The sequence below is a fragment of the Ruminiclostridium cellobioparum DSM 1351 = ATCC 15832 genome, assembly GCF_000621505.1.
GTDB lineage: Bacteria > Bacillota > Clostridia > Acetivibrionales > DSM-1351 > Ruminiclostridium > Ruminiclostridium cellobioparum.
Map to the genome: position 1 here is coordinate 65,447 of NZ_JHYD01000026.1, position 18,267 is coordinate 83,713.

General features: G+C 41.6%; 18 protein-coding genes. 9 read left to right on the forward strand and 9 right to left on the reverse strand.

All coding sequences use genetic code 11. From position 1 onward, the window contains the following. Window positions 1-421: 421 nt before the first annotated feature. Together T344_RS0111045 and T344_RS0111050 are read right to left on the reverse strand one after the other, a co-directional pair. The gene (locus T344_RS0111045) at window positions 422-790 is read right to left on the reverse strand and encodes a sulfite exporter TauE/SafE family protein (protein WP_027628759.1); all 369 of its coding nucleotides are present in this window, start codon (window positions 788-790) and stop codon (window positions 422-424) included. A 74-nt stretch (window positions 791-864) separates the two neighbouring features. Next, window positions 865-1,236: a sulfite exporter TauE/SafE family protein gene (locus tag T344_RS0111050; protein WP_027628760.1), complete on the reverse strand. Its 372-nt coding sequence runs from the start codon at window positions 1,234-1,236 to the stop codon at window positions 865-867. A 283-nt stretch (window positions 1,237-1,519) separates the two neighbouring features. On the opposite strand from T344_RS0111050, the gene T344_RS0111055 reads away from it, so the two are divergent. The 3 genes from T344_RS0111055 to T344_RS0111065 are packed head-to-tail and all read left to right on the forward strand — an operon-like array spanning window position 1,520 to window position 4,150. Continuing rightward, window positions 1,520-2,164 (forward strand): TetR/AcrR family transcriptional regulator, encoded by a 645-nt coding sequence (locus tag T344_RS0111055; protein ID WP_027628761.1) that lies wholly within the window; start codon window positions 1,520-1,522, stop codon window positions 2,162-2,164. Between the two features lie 47 nt (window positions 2,165-2,211). Next, window positions 2,212-3,009, forward strand: coding sequence for an ABC transporter ATP-binding protein (locus T344_RS0111060; RefSeq protein WP_027628762.1), 798 nt, complete (start codon window positions 2,212-2,214; stop codon window positions 3,007-3,009). Continuing rightward, window positions 2,996-4,150, forward strand: a complete 1,155-nt coding sequence (locus T344_RS0111065) for an ABC transporter permease (protein ID WP_027628763.1) — start codon at window positions 2,996-2,998, stop codon at window positions 4,148-4,150. The genes T344_RS0111060 and T344_RS0111065 overlap by 14 nt, the downstream gene beginning before the upstream one ends. Here T344_RS0111065 and T344_RS0111070 read toward each other — a convergent pair. Beyond that, on the reverse strand, window positions 4,131-4,967 hold the full coding sequence (locus T344_RS0111070) for a helix-turn-helix transcriptional regulator (RefSeq protein ID WP_051571762.1): 837 nt from the start codon (window positions 4,965-4,967) through the stop codon (window positions 4,131-4,133). The genes T344_RS0111065 and T344_RS0111070 overlap by 20 nt on opposite strands. Before the next feature lie 122 nt (window positions 4,968-5,089). On the opposite strand from T344_RS0111070, the gene T344_RS0111075 reads away from it, so the two are divergent. The 3 genes from T344_RS0111075 to T344_RS0111090 all read left to right on the forward strand — a co-directional run bounded on the left by T344_RS0111075 (window position 5,090) and on the right by T344_RS0111090 (window position 9,118). Continuing rightward, on the forward strand, window positions 5,090-6,403 hold the full coding sequence (locus T344_RS0111075; RefSeq protein ID WP_027628765.1) for an alpha-L-fucosidase: 1,314 nt from the start codon (window positions 5,090-5,092) through the stop codon (window positions 6,401-6,403). A gap of 124 nt (window positions 6,404-6,527) precedes the next feature. Next, window positions 6,528-7,838 carry a M15 family metallopeptidase gene (locus tag T344_RS0111085; RefSeq protein WP_027628766.1) on the forward strand — a complete coding sequence of 437 codons (1,311 nt, stop codon included), beginning with the start codon at window positions 6,528-6,530 and terminating at the stop codon, window positions 7,836-7,838. Window positions 7,839-7,942: 104 nt separating this feature from the next. Further along, window positions 7,943-9,118, forward strand: a complete 1,176-nt coding sequence (locus tag T344_RS0111090; RefSeq protein WP_027628767.1) for an AI-2E family transporter — start codon at window positions 7,943-7,945, stop codon at window positions 9,116-9,118. 36 nt (window positions 9,119-9,154) lie between these two features. On the opposite strand, the gene T344_RS0111095 is transcribed toward T344_RS0111090, so the two are convergent. Continuing rightward, window positions 9,155-10,294: a metallophosphoesterase gene (locus T344_RS0111095; protein WP_027628768.1), complete on the reverse strand. Its 1,140-nt coding sequence runs from the start codon at window positions 10,292-10,294 to the stop codon at window positions 9,155-9,157. Between the two features lie 241 nt (window positions 10,295-10,535). Continuing rightward, a complete protein-coding gene (locus tag T344_RS0111100; RefSeq protein ID WP_027628769.1) occupies window positions 10,536-11,279 on the reverse strand; it encodes a BAR domain-containing protein in 744 nt (247 codons plus the stop codon). A gap of 266 nt (window positions 11,280-11,545) precedes the next feature. On the opposite strand from T344_RS0111100, the gene T344_RS28030 reads away from it, so the two are divergent. The 3 genes from T344_RS28030 to T344_RS0111115 all read left to right on the forward strand — a co-directional run bounded on the left by T344_RS28030 (window position 11,546) and on the right by T344_RS0111115 (window position 14,334). Next, window positions 11,546-12,559: a hypothetical protein gene (locus tag T344_RS28030; protein WP_027628770.1), complete on the forward strand. Its 1,014-nt coding sequence runs from the start codon at window positions 11,546-11,548 to the stop codon at window positions 12,557-12,559. Window positions 12,560-12,680: 121 nt separating this feature from the next. Next, a complete protein-coding gene (locus tag T344_RS0111110) occupies window positions 12,681-13,343 on the forward strand; it encodes a helix-turn-helix domain-containing protein (RefSeq protein WP_027628771.1) in 663 nt (220 codons plus the stop codon). An 82-nt stretch (window positions 13,344-13,425) separates the two neighbouring features. After that, window positions 13,426-14,334 (forward strand): DUF4097 family beta strand repeat-containing protein, encoded by a 909-nt coding sequence (locus T344_RS0111115; protein WP_027628772.1) that lies wholly within the window; start codon window positions 13,426-13,428, stop codon window positions 14,332-14,334. 132 nt (window positions 14,335-14,466) lie between these two features. On the opposite strand, the gene T344_RS0111120 is transcribed toward T344_RS0111115, so the two are convergent. From T344_RS0111120 to T344_RS28035, 4 genes are all read right to left on the reverse strand, one after another. Next, window positions 14,467-14,910: a flavodoxin family protein gene (locus tag T344_RS0111120; RefSeq protein ID WP_027628773.1), complete on the reverse strand. Its 444-nt coding sequence runs from the start codon at window positions 14,908-14,910 to the stop codon at window positions 14,467-14,469. A 138-nt stretch (window positions 14,911-15,048) separates the two neighbouring features. Beyond that, window positions 15,049-16,440 carry an NADPH-dependent glutamate synthase gene (gene gltA / locus T344_RS0111125; RefSeq protein ID WP_027628774.1) on the reverse strand — a complete coding sequence of 464 codons (1,392 nt, stop codon included), beginning with the start codon at window positions 16,438-16,440 and terminating at the stop codon, window positions 15,049-15,051. Next, window positions 16,433-17,278, reverse strand: a complete 846-nt coding sequence (locus T344_RS0111130) for a sulfide/dihydroorotate dehydrogenase-like FAD/NAD-binding protein (protein WP_027628775.1) — start codon at window positions 17,276-17,278, stop codon at window positions 16,433-16,435. The genes gltA and T344_RS0111130 overlap by 8 nt, the downstream gene beginning before the upstream one ends. Before the next feature lie 26 nt (window positions 17,279-17,304). After that, on the reverse strand, window positions 17,305-18,210 hold the full coding sequence (locus T344_RS28035; RefSeq protein WP_242842063.1) for a M50 family metallopeptidase: 906 nt from the start codon (window positions 18,208-18,210) through the stop codon (window positions 17,305-17,307). Window positions 18,211-18,267: the final 57 nt, after the last annotated feature.

Consider the following 18,267-nt stretch of genomic DNA (forward strand, 5'->3'; position numbering starts at 1 on the left):
TGATCTCGGTAAAAATCATTTAGCAATTACAGCTGTTTTTATACAGCCCCTGCCATTAGCAACGAACCTCAGGTGTGATGTTAGAAAAAATACCAAAACAACCATATAAAAATAACGCGTTATAGTTGTCAAGTTAACTCCCAACTTCGCAGTTAAATAACTCAAGTTATTATAACGGTACGCAAGTATTAAGCAAGCACTTTGCGTTCAATCACCGCTTGAAAAAAACTCCGGCTGCAAAACTTAATTAATCAATTTCTGCTTACATATTACACCTGCGAGTACGAACTCTCCAAAATAGCGAGATGGTTAGAAAATATAAATAAAGTAATTTTCAACTACTTTATTTATATTTTCGTATCTCGCTATTTTGGAGAGTTCTGTACGGAAAGGTGCAATAGTAAAATTCTAAAATTGATTATTAAGTTTTAGCTTTCCGTGTTTTTTTCTTTCCGCATATCTCATACAACCCCATACCCAGCAAAAATATGCCGAAGCCCTTCCTCAGTATCTGCCCGTTGATGGCCAGAGCTATATAAGACCCCAGAACTGCTCCCGCCAGCCCGAAAAGCACAATTGGGATTCCGGTTTTAAAATCAACACTTTTGTGTTTGATATGTATTGATAACGCAACTATGGCAGTTGGAATAAAAAACAGCAAATTAGTACTCTGGGCCACATGCTGTTCAGGTTTCACAAACAATACCAGAGCCGGTATAAGGATTGCTCCGCCGCCTATGCCCATTCCGCTTATTATGCCTGCTGCCAGACCTATCAAAATTACTATCATAGCCATACCTTTCCTAAAACATTGTTTATACACATAATTGCTTACCAGCATATGAGATTAGTATTAGCACCGGATCAGAAAATCATCCTGAATGCTGCAATTATCATAAAAATGCCAAATACCTTCCTCAATAAATCCGAAGGACATTTATTCAGAAGAAAAGCTCCTATGATCCCTCCTGCAGCTCCTCCGGCCATGGCTTTCCAGGTCAGGTTCCAATCCACAAAATGATTCGCCAGATAAAAGCAGCTGCTTACCAGGGTTAACGGCAGGATTATCAGCAGGGCGGTTGCATGCGCACGATGCTCCTCTTCTTCCAGCAAAAAAACCATAGCTGGGACGGCAATAGTGCCTCCCCCAGATCCGAAAAGGCCGTTTGCCGCTCCTGCTGCAAGGCCGATACCAATATATTTAAGTATTTTCACAGTTTTCTCCGACTTTATCATAGCTGCCTCCGACCTGCCCTGAGAAAAATTTCCCCGACGGACAATATACGTTTTAGATATTACAGACTACTAATGATATTGTTTAATAAAATCATATTAATATTCAGAATTTCTCTTGACATTTGATTAGCTGATGGAATATCATAAAATTGTAGTGAGTACTCACTCATTTTAATAATATATTAATTATTCAGCTAAAAGAGTAAGACAATGCGTTAATTTAAATACCCCGCCTGTTGGCAATACTGCGCCATATGGCAAAAGAAAGGATGCATCCGATTTCATGAGTAAAAATGTTGATTTATCCGAACTGGATTTGCCGGACAAAGAGAAAAGAATTCTTGAGGCGGCAATCCAGATTTCAAATGAGAAGGGCTTTTCCTCAACTACCACCAGCGAGATTGCAAAAAAGGCAGGTGTTGCCGAAGGGACAATTTTCAGATACTTTAAAACAAAAAAGGATATTATGCACAGTATAATGCTGCAGGGTATAAAGGTTGCGGCAGACAAAATCCTTATCGACTCCCTGTATAATATCTTTAAAAATGAAGAACAAAAGGATTTAAGAACGGTACTTAAGGACATACTTCTGGACAGACTTGAGCTGGTACAGAAATTTTTTCCCATGTTCAGGGTAATAGTCAGTGAAGCCCTCTTCCACCAGGATATAAGGGATGTTATGTATCACAATCTTATCACTAAAATACAGCAGCAAATACTTGCATTCTTTGAAAATATGGCTGCCCGGGGTCAAATACGTACAGATATTGATCCCATGATGATAGTGAGGAATATCATAGGAAATTTCGTGGCCTTCATAGCTCAGAAGATGCTTTTTACCGACAACTTTAAACTTTCGGAATGTGAAAAGGAAATTGATGACATGATTACGCTGATAATCGACGGAATCTCGCCCCAGGACACATAAAAGAGGGTCGGAAGGGAAATTCCCTGAGTCGGCAGATTGGAGTTATTATGGAATATGCTATTTATGTTGAAAACCTCACTAAAAAATTTGGTAATTTTACTGCTGTGGATAATATAAATTTTTCAATCCCCAAGGGAACCATTTTTGGTTTTCTGGGGCCAAACGGTTCAGGTAAGTCGACAACCATCCGTATGCTTTGCGGAGTACTCCGTCCCACCTCCGGAAAAGCCCTTGTCATGGGCAGGGATGTGGCCAGGGAAACCGATGCTGTCAGACAGAACCTGGGCTATATGAGCCAGCGTTTCAGTCTTTACGAGGATCTTACTGTAGAGGAAAATCTCGACTTTTACGGGGGCATTTACGGCCTGCCCAAAAAGGTTACAGCCGAAAGGAAAAAAGAGCTTATTTCCATGGCCAACCTTACAGGCAAGGAAAAAAGCCTGGCAGGAACACTTTCAGGAGGCTGGAAACAGCGTTTGGCTCTGGGCTGTGCCCTGATACACAAACCCAGGCTTCTTATCCTTGACGAACCCACGGCAGGAGTTGATCCTGTTTCCAGAAGGGTTTTCTGGGAAATTATACATTCGCTGGCCAGCCAGGGTATCTCCATTCTTGTAACTACCCATTATATGGATGAAGCTGAAAGCTGTGATACAGTGGGCTTTATATTGAACGGCACGCTTATTAACATCGCCTCTCCCAGACAATTGATTGATACGGAGGGTGCGCGGAACCTGGAGGATATATTCATCAAATATGTTGAGCAGACAACCAATCAGAAGGTTGCGGGCACTATAGGAGATCTGAATTTTCTGAAGGGAGATGATATAAATGAGCAGCGCTGACAACCGTTTCAGTTTTCAAAGATTCATATCCATTATAAAGAAGGAATTCATACAGGTAAAGCGGGATCCCATCAGCTTGCGGCTTCCCTTCATAATGCCCGTTGTCATGATGCTGCTGTTCGGTTATGCCGTTAATACCGAGGTGGATAAAATCCCCACTGCCGTGTATGATCAGAGCAACACTGAAGAAAGCCGGGCCTTTCTCGATAAATTTACAGAGTCGGATTATTTTATGGTGTATGAGACAGTGCAGTCGGAGGACAGGATAGCCCAGCTTGTAAAAAGCGGAGATGCCAAAGCCGGCTTGATCATTCCGGAGGATTATTCCGACAAGGTAAAGAGCGGTTCAAATACTGAAATACAACTGATAATAGACGGCACAGAGCCAACCACCGCCAGGACGGCAATGAGCAGCGGGCAGCTCATTGCAAGGGGCTTTTCACAGAAGTATACAGCTGAAAAGCTGATGAAATACGGTATTACTCCTGACAAGCTGACCGGAATATCTCTGAAAACGGATGTATGGTTCAACCCGGATATGGAGAGTACAAAGTTTACCATACCGGGCCTGGTCGGCCTTATCTTGCAGAACGTAACCATTATGCTGACGGCTTTTGCTCTGGTCAGGGAAAAAGAGAGAAGCACCATAGAGCAATTGATAGTCACGCCCATCAAATCCTCCGAGCTGATACTTGGAAAACTTATCCCCTATATCGTCATAGGCTATTCGGGTTTCCTGTTCTCTCTGGCCATGTGCATCTGGGTCTTCAAGGTCGGTATAGCGGGCTCCGTGGGTTTGCTGCTGCTTTTGGGATTTCTTTTTGTATACTGCTCGCTTTCAATCGGAATGCTTATATCCACCTTTGCCAAAAACCAGATGCAGGCAATGATAGTGATGGTATTCTTCCTCCTTCCAAGCATCCTGCTGTCGGGCTTCATTTTCCCGAGAGAGGCAATGCCGGAAGCTATCAGCTATTTAGGCTATATTATTCCGCTGACATATTTTCTTGACATTATAAGAGGAATTGCCCTGAAGGGTATCGGACTGGATTATTTATGGAAGGATACCGCAGCTCTTCTGGGCTTTACCGCAGTTATCCTTTTCATTGCAACAAAGCGGTTCAGAAAGAGTTTGGACTGATATTCCTGAAATCAGAGGGTGAATACCCCGTAAGGCTTTTAAAGGACCTGGAAAAATAGTATACATCCAGGAAGCCTGTGCCGGCTGCAATCTCGTTGATCTGCAGGTCGGTTGTCCTTAAAAGGTATTTGGCCCTCTCAATCCTCATTTTGTTGATATATTGTATTGGGGGCAGCCCCATGTATTTCTTGAAAATACGGGTAAAATAGTTGGGATGGAAGTGAAAATGCTCGGCCAGCAACTCAACCGACAGATTCTCTGAAATGTGGGAATCTATATATTTCACCACGCTGTCGATTTTCTCCAGGGAAGTAAATCTGGATATTTTGAAATCCTCAACATTTGCCTTTTCAATGAAACAGGCTATTATTTCCGTCATGACAGCCTTTTCTCTCAGCATTGCCGACAGCTTTTGATCATTGTGAAGGGCAATGAGCTCCTTGAACAGCTCCTCAAGCTTACTGACATTATCAATGTCAATAACATAGGGTACGTCAAAAAAATCAAAAACATTGATGTCTCCGATTTTTGCCGTAAAATGGCACCAGTATTTTTTAAAGGTATCCTTACTTATGGTGGAGTAGGACTGGCGGATGCCCGCAGGCATCAATACCAGCTGCCCCTTTTGCGGGTAGAACTCCTCATCACATATTTTTATAAGCCCTTCCCCGTCACAGATAAAGTAGAACTTGTTGAAATCCGGTATATAGTCAAACTCCCTCCAGCCCTGCCAGCAATGTGTATATGCCGAAAAAATAATATTTACACGCAGGTTATCCAAAAAGTCTCTTTTAAATAGAATATTCTGCCTGCTCATGATCTCCTCCGAAATAAATAATCAGTTTTACACAAAAATCCGTTTCGTTTTTCCATTCAATTCTAGCATCTATTTTATAAAATATAAATATAAATACAAACTTAATCGGGAGGAGTATCCTTATGCAAAATTCAAATCCTGTTATCAGGGATAGAAACCAACGGACCGAATGGTTTCTGGAAGCCCGCTTCGGAATGTTCATCCACTGGGGCCTTTATGCAATTCCGGCACGGGGGGAGTGGGTCAGAAGTGTTGAAAAGATAAGCAATGAAGCTTATCAGAAATATTTTGAAGAATTCGATCCTGTTGCATATGATCCGGGAGCCTGGGCAAAAGCCGCTAAAAAAGCGGGCATGAAATACGCCGTTCTGACAGCCAAGCACCATGACGGCTTTTGCCTTTTTGACAGCAAGCTTACCGAATATAAATCCACCAACACCAAATGCGGACGCGACCTTGTAAGGGAGTTTCTTGAAGCCTTCCGTGCCGAGGGTCTGAAGGTGGGCCTGTACTATTCGCTTTTAGACTGGCATCATGAGGATTATCCCGCCTTTGGAGACCCCTTTCATCCCATGAGGGAAAATGAAGAATACAAGGACAGGAAAAGAGATTTTTCAAGATATGTGGATTACCTGCACGGTCAGGTTAAAGAGTTGCTTACAGAATATGGCCATATTGATATAATGTGGTATGATTTCTCATATGACAATATGACCGGCGAGACCTGGAGGGCTGCCGACCTGGTCAATATGGTACGGCAGCTGCAGCCTCATATTCTGATCGACAACAGGCTTGACGGCAGCCAATCCATTAAAACCGGCAACCCCTTCATATATTCCGGCGATTTTGCTTCACCGGAACAATTGATACCTGCCAACGGCGTTACGGATGACAGTGGAAACCCTGTTCCCTGGGAAGCCTGCATCACCCTGAACAATAACTGGGGCTATCATTCAGGCGACAGGAACTACAAATCCCCTGCGCTTATAATCCGTAAGCTTGTGGAATGCGCGAGCAAAAACGGAAATATGCTGCTCAACGTGGGGCCGGACGCAAAGGGCCAAATACCGGAGGAATCCCTGTCCATACTGGAGCAGGTCGGCAGCTGGATGCGGCAAAACGGCAGCAGTATATACGGCTGCGGTAAAGCCGGGCTTCCAAAGCCTGACTGGGGGCGTTTCACCAGGAATATCAAAACCGGTAAAATATATGCGCATGTGTTTGAACAAAGTATTGGTGCCGTATGTGTGGAAAATCTCGCAGGGAAAGTCGGAAGTATCAGACTGCTGAAGGATGGTTCCGAGATTCCCGTAACCAGACCCTGGAATACTCATGATTATCCGGAGGATTTGTTCTTTAATTTTGGAATACCGGATGGAGCGACCTATCCCCTTCCGGATGCTATTGATACGGTGGCCGAACTTGAATTAATATAATTTGTATCCAAATGCTCCAGGTTTTTGATATAAGCGGAAACCCGGAGCATTTTCTGCGTTTTGTTGATTTTAATACCGGCAGTAATATGATAAAATTAAAAGAAAACGCCCGGGAGCCTGAAATATGACTAAAAGACAGCATTTCTGCATAAAATTTATCATAGCCGCCATCACAATAATAATGTGTATGAATATTGCCGGGGTTACTTCGGCAGAGGCTGCACAAGCCGCTATCAGAAAGACTGAGCTTGTGCTTGTGGAAGACCACAGCAAGGACTTTGCAATTGATTTGAAATATGCCACCTGCGACAACTTTGTCCAGAAAACCCTCTACCCTTCTCCTACCTGTGTCCTGACTAAAGGTACACTGGATAAATTGATAAAAGCAAACAACCTTGTCAAAAAACAGGGATTTTCCATTAAAATCTGGGATGCATACAGGCCGCTGAGTATACAGAAAATAATGTGGGAGGCCACGCCGGATAAAAATTATGTAGCCAACCCATATCGTTCAGGCTCTAAACACAACCGGGGAGCCGCTGTGGATGTTACTCTTGTGGATAAAAACGGAAAGGAAGTCATTATGCCCACAGGATTCGATACTTTTTCAGAAAAGGCTTCACCCAATTATAAAGGCATGAGCGCCGAGCAGCGAAAAAACCTGAACGTTCTGTCCAAAGCAATGACAGCCTCCGGCTTCAAGCAGCTCAGCACCGAATGGTGGCATTTTGATGATACCGATTATAAAAATTATAAAATACAGGATGTCTCCCTGGACAAATATGACAGGACTGAGTACGGCTTGAGCGGTAAAACCATTTCAGAACTGAAGTTTATGAAAAACAAAGATACCTCCCAGTTGATTGTTGTAACATCCAAATTAACCAATTCCTCAAACGTAGTAATCAATACATATGAAAAAAACAAAAACGGCTGGGTGAATGTACATAAGAATCTGAAGGGATATATAGGACAAAAGGGGTTTACAACCTCCAAAAGCGAAGGGGATAAGAAAACCCCCGTGGGTGCATACGAAATCGGAACCTGTTTCAGTAAGACCTCCGATGTGAAAACAGGACTTGAATTATATAGATATGATTCAAAAGACGTCTGGGTAGATGATCCTGAATCCCCGTATTACAATACTCATCAAAGAGAACCCGCAAACGGCCGCTGGAAGTCTGCAGAAAACTTCAGCAGTATGAAAAACGGTGTTTATGACGTTTTTTTTGATATAGGCTATAATCCTCAGAATATTAAAAATAAAGGAAGTGCAATATTTTTTCATATAATCAATCCCGGCATGGTGCTCAAATACACCAGCGGCTGTATAGCTGCCGACAGAAAGGATGTCCTTGCCCTGGTGAAATGGCTGGATAGGGATAAGTCTCCAATGATATTGCAGGGGCCGCTTTCAGATATTGTAAAATATTGATTGTATATTTTTTCATTTAACTCTATAATTTATGTTGACAAGGCACATAAGTGGGCGCCCGCTGCGCGCATAATATAACTATAAAATTTATTTACGAGGTACCTATGGATAACAAAACAAATTTTGTGTTCGGAAGTAAATTTTTCAGGTATGGCTGTTATTTACTGCTAACACTGCTGATAATATTTATGTTTGGGAAAATAGACTTCTTTTTTTCTCCCATCCTCAGCTTTATTTACTCTATAATATTCCCTCTTCTTTTCGGAGGGCTGCTGTTTTACATTCTCAGGCCGCTTGTAAACTTGCTCGAGAGAGGTAAAATACCTCGCATTCTGGCAATAATACTGGCTTTTATCATTGTGCTCTCGGCAATAGTTTTATTTTCTTCGTACACAGGTTCACTTGTAAAAACCCAGTTTACAGATTTCGCACAAAGTCTTCCCAGTCTGTATGAAAAGGCTGAAAACACCGTCAACAATCTGCTGAGCAGCAATATATTCGGTTATTTTGACCTTTCACAACTGCAAACTCCCGACATTGCCAATAAAATATCCGGGTTTGCCCAGAACCTGGTTAAAAATATCGGGAAAGGCACCATTAATTTCATCGGTACCATTACCAATGTGGGGTCAATAATAATTATCATCCCCATCATATTGTTTTACCTGCTTAAAGACGGCCGCAGGTTCACGCCCAGCGTTGTGAGGTTTGTGCCTGCCGCGCATAAGGACAATGTCAGAAAAATCCTGGCAGACATTGATTATGTATTATCCAATTATATTGCCGGTCAGCTTCTGGTAGCATTTTTTATCGGACTGCTCATGTATATAGGTTATCTTATTATTGGACTTAAATATTCCCTGATTCTGGCCATTTTTGCCATGGTAACCTGCATTATTCCGTTCTTTGGCCCATGGCTGGGTATAATCCCTGCCATACTGCTGTCTCTGGCTGACAATCCGTTTACGGCGGTCAAAATATTTATTGTGATGACAATTGTACAGCAGATAGACAATAATTTCATTTCTCCCCAGGTAATGAAAAAGAGTATGGATATCCACCCTCTTACCGTAATACTTCTATTGATGGGCATTATTCCGATATTTGGCTTAATCGGCCTGATCATAGTAATCCCACTGTACTCTGCCATAAAAATAACCTTTAAAAATATAGTTGAAATGTATTATCCCAAATACGCTCAAACCCTTGAACTGGATAAACCGGCCCAACCGGTAAAGAAAAAAAACAACTGGAAGTTTAATTTTCCCAAGAAAAAATAACTATAAAAGGCTGTCACCACAGCCTTTTATAGCATATCATTCGGCAAAATCAATATTAAGTTTAATAATTTCGGATTGGCTGCCAATCCTCACTGTCGGCCCCCATGTGCCATATCCGCAGGAAACCACCAGATTAAAGCCGCCGTCCTTTAAATATCCGAAATCCTCTTCAAACATCATATTTGTAACCAGGCTTGCAGGGAAGAACTGTCCGGCGTGGGTATGCCCCGAAAGCTGCAGATCCACCCCTGCTTTCCTGGGCTCGTCCAATTTTGAGGGCTGATGGTCAAGTACAATAACAGGCAGGCTGGTATCCACTCCCTCAAGCAATTCCGTCAAACCGGCTCTTTTATGTCCGAATCTCTGCCCATCCATATCTTCCCTTCCCACAATGTACAGGCTGTCATTTATTTTTACCGTCTTATCCCTTAACACTGTAACCCCGGTTTCTTCTATCATTTCAGTTATTTCCTCCACAGCATTTGAGTAATGCTCATGGTTTCCGGTTATAAAGTAAGCCCCGAACCTTGCTTTAATGCCTTTAAGCTCCTCCAGCATGTTGCCGTTCTTAACCGGCTTGACAGACCCATCGATCAGATCACCCGTTATGAAAACCATATCAGGCTCCATACCGTTAATTAATTCAACAGCATTTCTAAGCCTGTCCCTTCCCACAATTTCACCCAGGTGTACATCAGAGATCATTGCACATTTCAACTGCTTTATATTACCCGCTTTTTTATTTATCGTTATATCATATTCCGAGATTTTGGGTACTATGGCATTATAGGTGCCGACAGCAAGCAGGATTGCCACGGCCGCTATTACGGCAAATGCAATAAACCAGGTATTATTTTTAATAATTCCCGGAATCATATCCAGCTTTCTCCCAATAAAGCCCAGTATATCAATAATTACTACAAATCCGAGTAAATAGACAAAAGCAGCAATCCAATATCCGCCGACAGTATTTAATATCCGTCCTACAGTTTCAGGCAAATGATTTCTTGCTGCCATACCAATTATATAGGAAGCTGCAAAAAAGACAAATATTATCCAGTATAGAAGCCTGTTTACGGGGATCTTTGCACTTATGCCGTTGTATCCCCGAATCCCTATATAGTAGTTCAGCAGTCCATAAATAATTACAAAAACTCCTATAAAAATTAATTGCATTATGTAACCCCTTTTATTCATATGTTTTACCTTTTTCTTAGTAAGATACTTACCCATATTTATTGGTTTGATTCATAGAGTTATAGAAAATATACCATATTTAGGCTTATGCTGACAATATGCTGCTACTTTTTCATCATGGTTTTATTTTTAAAAAAAACACTCCGTCCGGTATTATGGTCTGGAGTGTTTTTTATCAGGAAGAATTTTTCAATTATATATATTTTACATATTTTATGTATTACTTGTCCGTTCTATATACCCTTAACTTCTCCATCTGGGCTTTAAGTTCATCGACGGTTGTTCCCTTTTTTGCCGCCATTTCCTCCAATCTCTTCTGTGTTTCAGCTTCAATCTTTGCTTTTGCGTCATCATAGGCCTTTATAACCGCATCCTCTTGAGCCTGGGTTATGGTTCCGGCTGTTACAAGGCTGTCCAGTAAATCCTTCGTTGTCTTATCGGTTCCCTTCTGAGACCTTAGAGCCTCCTGAACGGCTTTTTGCTGATCTGCTGTTATAGTACCTGCTTTCACCAGATCAGAAAGAACATCAATGCGGTTTCCGGCTTTATTTCCTTTTTTGGCTGCCATTTCCTCCAGTCTCTTTTGCATTTCAGCTTCCATCTTTGCTTTTGCGTCATCGTAGGCTTTTATAACCGCATCCTCTTGAGCCTGGGTTATGGTTCCGGCTGTTACAAGGCTGTCCAGTAAATCCTTTGTCGTTTTGTCCGTTCCCCTTTGAGACTTTAAAGCCTCCTGAATGGCTTTTTGCTGATCTGCGGTTATAGTACCTGCCGCTACAAGCTCCGAAAGCAAATTCACATTTTTACCCTCGCCCCAGCCTTTGAACTGCGTCAATTTCCGGCTTTCAGGTTTGCTTGTATCGGCTGTTTGAGTCTGATTGTCAGCAGCAAATGCAAATCCCATTGAAGTCACCAGAACTGCCATACTTAAACCCAACCCAATAATCTTTTTTGTTTTCTTCATTAAACCACTCCTTTTATGTATGATTATAGATTTAAATCTACAATTACAACTATAGCAATGGAATATGTTGTTATGGTGTTGTATTTATTAATAAAGTTTGAATAGGGAATTATATTTTTATTACAATAACTTTTAATTATTAACCTGCACTTGTTTGAATATATTATAGAGTAAGTCGTCCACTTTTTACAGGACATTTCATTCACGACAGAGAGTCTTTAATTACACTTGACGACGTGATCAGGTACATGGCTTGGGAGGTTAAAATGAGAATATTAACAAAACGGTTACTTATAATATCAATATTTTTACTGGCTTTTTTCATTGGGGCAATTTGTCTGAGAGTTGGTAAACAGGAGGATGATCATAAGGATTATGTCCTGGGCGGCATGTTTACCGGGAAAAAGAAGGACGAAAACATAGACTTGGCTGCCTCAAGCCTGTCACGGCAGGCTATTCAAATAATGAATAAACAAATGTCAAACCTGAATGAAACTTATTTCCGTCCATCAAATCTAAAAGCCCTTAACAGCAGATTTATGAATCTTGAAGCTTTTTCGGAAAACTTTAAAGACGGGAAGATTCCCAATGAACTTCTGAATACACCCGGAAAATCTGCAATAAATTATTTCAGTGTACTCCAGCAGGCCTCCAATCTTACAATGGAAAAGAACGGGGGCTGCGGAACTGTGGGTTACGGCCTTGAACCCTTTCCAATTGCATACTCCTTTCTATCGGAAAACAACAAAAAATCCATGAATTATGATGTATTTTTAAGATCCTTTGAAGGTATAGGTCATATAAACCTTATCAAACTGCTGCCAATCACTGTTGATTCAATGGATATGAGCAGATTTTTTGTTGAGCTGGAAATACTTGAAGGAAGCAGTGTTGGAGTAACTACCTTTAATTATTATACAGGTGAACTTGATGTGATAAAGGTAAACGGTTTGTATTATATAGACGCCCTGACATTGACCCCGGAGGATTTCTTCTGTGCGGCCTACCACGGCTGGGCCCATAATGCCGAATCATATGTTGAGACGGTTTACGGCAACTGGTGCGGACTTATAATGAAGCAGTATGCCCCCGATCAGGATGAATATATGAAAAAAATAGTAATAGACGGTGTAGATAACAGGAAATACATGTTTGAATTCGCTAAACTCACAAACGGGACAGATCTGCTTATCAACTCCCTTGTCAAAAAGAAAGGGGATTGGGTGCCTGTGCAGATCGATGTTGAGAAATGCCTGGATAAAAACAAGGCGCAATTTTAATCTTTACGCTTTGTGGAAACATTATTTGCATCTCTTTCGTGTGTAAATCGTTGACGGATACCAAAAAATGTATTACAATGTTTATTGAATGAATGGTTCAGTCAAGAGAAGGAGATGTGCAATGGAAAATAGAATGAGATCGATATTTGACGCCGCCAGTCATTTATTTATCAACAAAGGGTATGCAAGAACACAAATAAAGGATATAGCAAAAGAAATTGGTCTATCAACAGGAATGCTGTATGTTTACTTTACAGGAAAACGGGATATCTTAAATTTCATTCTCAAAGGCACAATCGATCAGGCATTTATTACGCAGGAATTTGAATTACCAATCCGTTCTGAGTTATTTGATTCCCTGGATAATGAGATTATAAATGCTTTTGAAGAAAATACAAAAGCATTTTCTTCCCACCTTGACAATATTACAGATTATCCTTTGGAACAAATGTTGTCCGATGCGTTTGAAGTCATTTCAAAATACGGTATTGGCTGCTTGTTGATTGAAAAGAATCCTGATGATCTGAGAAAACTTACAGCCTATTATAAAGAATACCGAAAAAAATTTTATGGTCAGGTTTTATCATATATTACACAGTACATGCAAACAGGAACCTTTCGTCAGGTGGAACATCCACAGTACATTACGCGGCTGATAATTGAAACCTTGTCATGGTGGGGAATGCATATTACAAATGATGCTTATGAAATACAAAAAGATATTCCAATTGAAACAGCTAAAGCAGTCTGCATGGATAATTTACTCCACGCATACCAACGATAAGATTTTTACGGAGCATTTGCTCCGTAAAAAAATACCATGTTATTAAATGAATGATTCAATTAATGAAAGGAGAAGCTTTATTATGAGACAAATTCTAATCGCATTTGCCTGCACAGGCTTTTTACTTGTAGGGATTTTATCGGGATGCGGAAGCCAGAATGCAATCACACTGGTAAATACTCTTACTTTTAGCATCGGAGATTTTCAAAGCCTTCGGCTTGATTATGATGCAGATGATATTCAAGTTTTAGAAAGTGATAATAACAAGGTTATATTGAAGGAGTATATGAACGAGGACAAAAAGAGCTACCATGCCAGAACAAGCACTCAAAATGGTGAACTGCTTATAACAGAAGGTGACCGGCCTGTACATTCCAGGTTTGAATCTTACATTGAAATTTATATTCCGCAGGACTATATCAATAGCCTTTCCCTGCATTCCACAAGCGGAAAAATAAAATCTGAAATTGCTCTGAATTTGTCGGGTGATTTCTGCGTTGATACCACGAGCGGCGTAATTGATGTATCAAATACAAAAGTATCCAATATAAAAATCACCAGCACAAACGGTAATTTGAGCTTTGAAAATATAGATGCGGCTGCGATAGAGATACGAACCACCAATGCCGCAACCTCATTTAATCAAGCAAACGGGGTAATGAGTTATCAATCAACGGGAGGAAAGCTGACTGCTTCGGGTATTAATGGCTCCGGCTCCTTTAACGCTTCCGGGGAAGGCTCCATAGATATTTCCTTTACCAGTGTATCGGGTGACATTTCTGCATACTCAAAAAACGGAAGTCTTGCGGTGGGGCTTCCAAGCCAGCTTGCATTCAAATTTTCTGCAACAACGAAAGAGGGTTCTATTGACACCTCCTTTGCAAACCAGCTTACTGTTACTGATAACACCTCCGCCGGAACTGTCGGCGTTTCTCCTGAAATATTTATAGATCTGGAAACCCGAAACGGAGATATTAAAGTCTCAAGATAACTATGCAGAAGTTTTAAAGCCTTCCGCAATTATACATAAAACATTTGGTATTCATTTCATAACAAAAACCCCGCCATACAGCTCTCAATACATGAGGTTAAAGCTGTACGCGGGATTTTTCCTGTTCTGTAATTAAACTTTTATACTGCCGTATACTTTCCTTGCGTATTCCCTGGCAGCCTTCAAATCATTTGCATCGGGCTTGTTTCTGTTAAAGAATATAAAGTTCTTACCCTTACAGGCAAAAGATTCCTCAACAACATTTATGCCCTTTTCCTTCAGAAGAGCTTTTACTGCGGCTATAGCCTTGCCTTCGGCATTGCCTGCTCCGCTGGTTCCAAATACTGCTGCATTTTTTACTCTGTTTGTGTTCAATGTTCTGATGAATTCAATCATCTTCGGATCCGGTTTGCCTGCATATTCTGCTGTTCCAAGGAACAGAAGGGCAACATTTTCAGGCGGATAAGCCGGTGGTATCTGTTCGGACTTCTGAACGTCCTCCAGCTCCTCAGCTATTGCGTCAGCAATTTTCTTGGTGTTGCCGCTTTTACTGTAGTACAATACCCATGTCTTCATTAAACTTTTACTCCATTCTACATTTTGTTTCTTAAAAGCTTTATGCTTTTGAATTATATTTATATAAATGATAATTCATTTCAGACACAATTACCAGCCCTTATCCCCGTTTAATTGAAAATTTAACGATTGCCGGTCTTATTCACCTTTTATATACCTGTCAATGGCCTCGGCAGCTTTTTTACCGGCACCCATTGCCAATATAACGGTAGCGGCACCTGTAACGGCATCTCCGCCGGCATAGACTCCGCTCTTGCTGGTTGCACCAGTCTCTTCTTCTACTATGATACCGCCCCAGGACTGGATATCCAAACCTGGAGTAGTTGAAGATATGAGAGGGTTTGGAGATTGTCCAATTGACATAATCACTGTTTCCAGATCGATTATATGCTCTGAGCCCTTCTTTTCAACAGGTCTTCTCCTTCCGGACTTATCCGGTTCACCAAGTTCCATTTCAACACATTCCATACCTTTTACCCAGCCGTCCTCTGTTCCCAGAATCTGCTTTGGATTGGTCAGAACCTTCAGTATTATTCCCTCTTCCTTTGCGTGATGGACTTCTTCAAGTCTGGCCGGCATTTCAGCTTCGGAACGTCTGTAAACTATATATACGTTCTCGGCTCCAAGACGCTTGGCGCTTCTGGCAGCATCCATGGCAACGTTACCGCCGCCCACCACAGCAACATTCCTGCCCACAAATACAGGAGTATCGGTGTCAGGGAATTTGTACGCACTCATAAGGTTGATTCTTGTAAGGAATTCATTGGCAGAGTAAACACCATTGAGGTTCTCCCCGGGTATTGACATAAAGCTTGGCAGCCCTGCACCCGAACCGATAAATACCGCTTTATAGCCCTCGGACTTAAGGTCGTCTATTGTGAGTACCTTGCCTATTACCATGTTTGTCTGTATATTGACTCCAAGATTTTTTACAGTCTGTATTTCCTTCTGCACAAGTGCTTTGGGAAGACGGAACTCAGGTATTCCATACATCAGAACTCCTCCCGGCACGTGGAAGGCTTCGAATATGGTCACCTCATAGCCCAGCTTTGCCAGGTCTCCGGCACAGGTAAGTCCAGATGGTCCGGAACCCACAACGGCAACCTTGATACCATTGCTCCGGGGCCTGGTTTCATCTGTTTTGCAGTTCGCCATGTACCAGTCGGCTACAAAACGTTCAAGACGTCCTATTCCTACCGACTCGCCCTTTTTAGCTCTTACACAGAGCTGTTCGCACTGTGTTTCCTGAGGACAAACTCTTCCGCATACTGCAGGCAAGCTGTTTGTCTCTCTGATTTTATAGTATGCTTCTTCAAATTTCCCGTCGGCTACCAGTTGTATGAATTCAGGTATTTTAACATTTACAGGACATCCTGCCACACATGGCTTGTGTTTGCAGTTCAGACATCTCTGAGCCTCCTCCACTGCCATTGCCTCATCGTAGCCCAATGCAACTTCTTTAAAGTTTTTGTTTCTTATATCAGGATTCTGTTCCGGCATCTTTACTTTATTTAAGGCCATATTAGGCATTGGTAACACCCCCCAGTTTACAGGCATGCAGTTCAGTAGATTTGCCTTCCTGCTTTTTATACATACCCTGTCTTCTCATTGCTTCATCAAAATCAACTTCGTGTCCGTCAAAATCAGGTCCGTCAACACAGGCAAATTTTGTTTTTCCGCCTACGGTGAGCCTGCATCCTCCGCACATACCGGTACCGTCTATCATGATGGGATTCATGCTGACCAGGGTCTTTATACCGTACTCTCTTGTCAGATTACTTACTGCTTTCATCATTACAAGCGGACCTATGGCAATTACAAGGTCATATTTATTGCCTTCCTCAATCAACTGCTTCAATACGTTTGTCACAAAACCCTTATTGCCGTTGGAGCCGTCATCTGTGGCAACTACAAGCTTGTCACTGACAAATTCCATCTCTTTTTCAAGAATGATCAGATCCTTGTTTCTGAAACCTGTTATAGCATGAACTTCTGCTCCCAGAGCATGGAGTTTTTTGGCCTGTGGGTAAGCAATAGCAGCTCCAAGCCCCCCTCCGATAACTGCAACCTTTTTATAACCTTCAAGATGTGAAGCTACTCCAAGCGGGCCGACAAAATCAAGAAGGGCTTCACCTTCACTCATTTCAGCCAGAGCCCTGGTTGACTTTCCAACTATTTGGAATATAATCGTAACAGTGCCCTTCTCCCTGTCATAATCAGCTATGGTCAGAGGTATTCTTTCCCCCGCCTCATCTATCCTGAATATGATAAATTGTCCCGGTTCGGCTTTTCGGGCAATGTACGGTGCCTCAATATCCATAAGAACAACAGAAGGATTCAATATCTCTTTTCTAACTATCTTGTACATAAATAACCCCCATTTTGCGTCAGATGTTAATTGATATCATTAGGAACATTATACTCCATATGGACCAAATTATCAAACGTGGTGTCAGGCGTGTTTCGTATAATTGCCTCAATAAGCTCCTGCTCCGTCATCACCTTTATCACTTTCAGATCATCATCCAATACATTAACTATGTGAAACCTGTCCACATAGTCACAAGCCTTGATAACCTCAGTCAATTTAACATGTTTCAACACAACGATTTCCCGTGCGGGATAAATACCCTTTTTAATAACCCTGGATTTTCTGAACAATAAGCTTTTGATATTCATAAAGGCTGTCTCCTCCCTGTTTGTTTTGGCGCACATTAAAATATACAGACCTATTATTACAAGGCTTACATTTCTGCGGTTGTCAATGAATACAGCAATACCTGCCAATACAATTCCTACCGAGATTAGGAACGAGAACAGCTGCAGCACCTTTCCCGTCCTGAAAACGCCAAATTTCGCCGCGAGCAGCTCCATTGCCAACTTCCCGCCATCAAGAGGAAGAACCGGCAGCAGATTAAATATCCCAAGATACAGGTTTGCATATATCCCCAGTCTTACCAGTGAATTCGTTATGTTAAAATACATCAATATCGCAGCCAGAACAGCCAGCAAAAAACTGACACAGGGACCTGAAGCAAATATAAGGATTCTCTGTCCTCTGCTGCATATGCCGTCATCAATCCCTGCATTGAATCCTACGGGCAATAACCGGATACTATGCACTGTTGCCCTTGAAAGGACCGCAGCAGCCATATGTCCGGCTTCATGGACAAATATGCACAGGAGGGTCAGCAAATACTCCGGCAGGGCTCCGGCAAGTATGGCTGCAGCCACAAAAAATAAAATAAAAATATTAACCGAAACCTTTATACTTCCTATATTTTTATGTATTGAAAACACAGCTTTCAAGTCAAGCTCCAATCTATCCGATATTTTAATTAAAAAGAGACTGTTTCG

Coding starts and splice junctions, on each gene's coding strand:
- T344_RS0111110 (WP_027628771.1), top strand. CDS start 12,681: ATGGAAAATAGAATGAGATCGATATTTGACGCCGCCAGTCATTTATTT.
- T344_RS0111120 (WP_027628773.1), bottom strand. CDS start 14,910: ATGAAGACATGGGTATTGTACTACAGTAAAAGCGGCAACACCAAGAAA.
- T344_RS0111090 (WP_027628767.1), top strand. CDS start 7,943: ATGGATAACAAAACAAATTTTGTGTTCGGAAGTAAATTTTTCAGGTAT.
- T344_RS0111130 (WP_027628775.1), bottom strand. CDS start 17,278: ATGTACAAGATAGTTAGAAAAGAGATATTGAATCCTTCTGTTGTTCTT.
- T344_RS0111115 (WP_027628772.1), top strand. CDS start 13,426: ATGAGACAAATTCTAATCGCATTTGCCTGCACAGGCTTTTTACTTGTA.
- T344_RS0111055 (WP_027628761.1), top strand. CDS start 1,520: ATGAGTAAAAATGTTGATTTATCCGAACTGGATTTGCCGGACAAAGAG.
- T344_RS0111100 (WP_027628769.1), bottom strand. CDS start 11,279: ATGAAGAAAACAAAAAAGATTATTGGGTTGGGTTTAAGTATGGCAGTT.
- T344_RS0111070 (WP_051571762.1), bottom strand. CDS start 4,967: ATGAGCAGGCAGAATATTCTATTTAAAAGAGACTTTTTGGATAACCTG.
- T344_RS0111085 (WP_027628766.1), top strand. CDS start 6,528: ATGACTAAAAGACAGCATTTCTGCATAAAATTTATCATAGCCGCCATC.
- T344_RS0111060 (WP_027628762.1), top strand. CDS start 2,212: ATGGAATATGCTATTTATGTTGAAAACCTCACTAAAAAATTTGGTAAT.
- gltA (WP_027628774.1), bottom strand. CDS start 16,440: ATGCCTAATATGGCCTTAAATAAAGTAAAGATGCCGGAACAGAATCCT.
- T344_RS0111065 (WP_027628763.1), top strand. CDS start 2,996: ATGAGCAGCGCTGACAACCGTTTCAGTTTTCAAAGATTCATATCCATT.
- T344_RS28030 (WP_027628770.1), top strand. CDS start 11,546: ATGAGAATATTAACAAAACGGTTACTTATAATATCAATATTTTTACTG.
- T344_RS0111095 (WP_027628768.1), bottom strand. CDS start 10,294: ATGCAATTAATTTTTATAGGAGTTTTTGTAATTATTTATGGACTGCTG.
- T344_RS0111045 (WP_027628759.1), bottom strand. CDS start 790: ATGATAGTAATTTTGATAGGTCTGGCAGCAGGCATAATAAGCGGAATG.
- T344_RS0111075 (WP_027628765.1), top strand. CDS start 5,090: ATGCAAAATTCAAATCCTGTTATCAGGGATAGAAACCAACGGACCGAA.
- T344_RS0111050 (WP_027628760.1), bottom strand. CDS start 1,236: ATGATAAAGTCGGAGAAAACTGTGAAAATACTTAAATATATTGGTATC.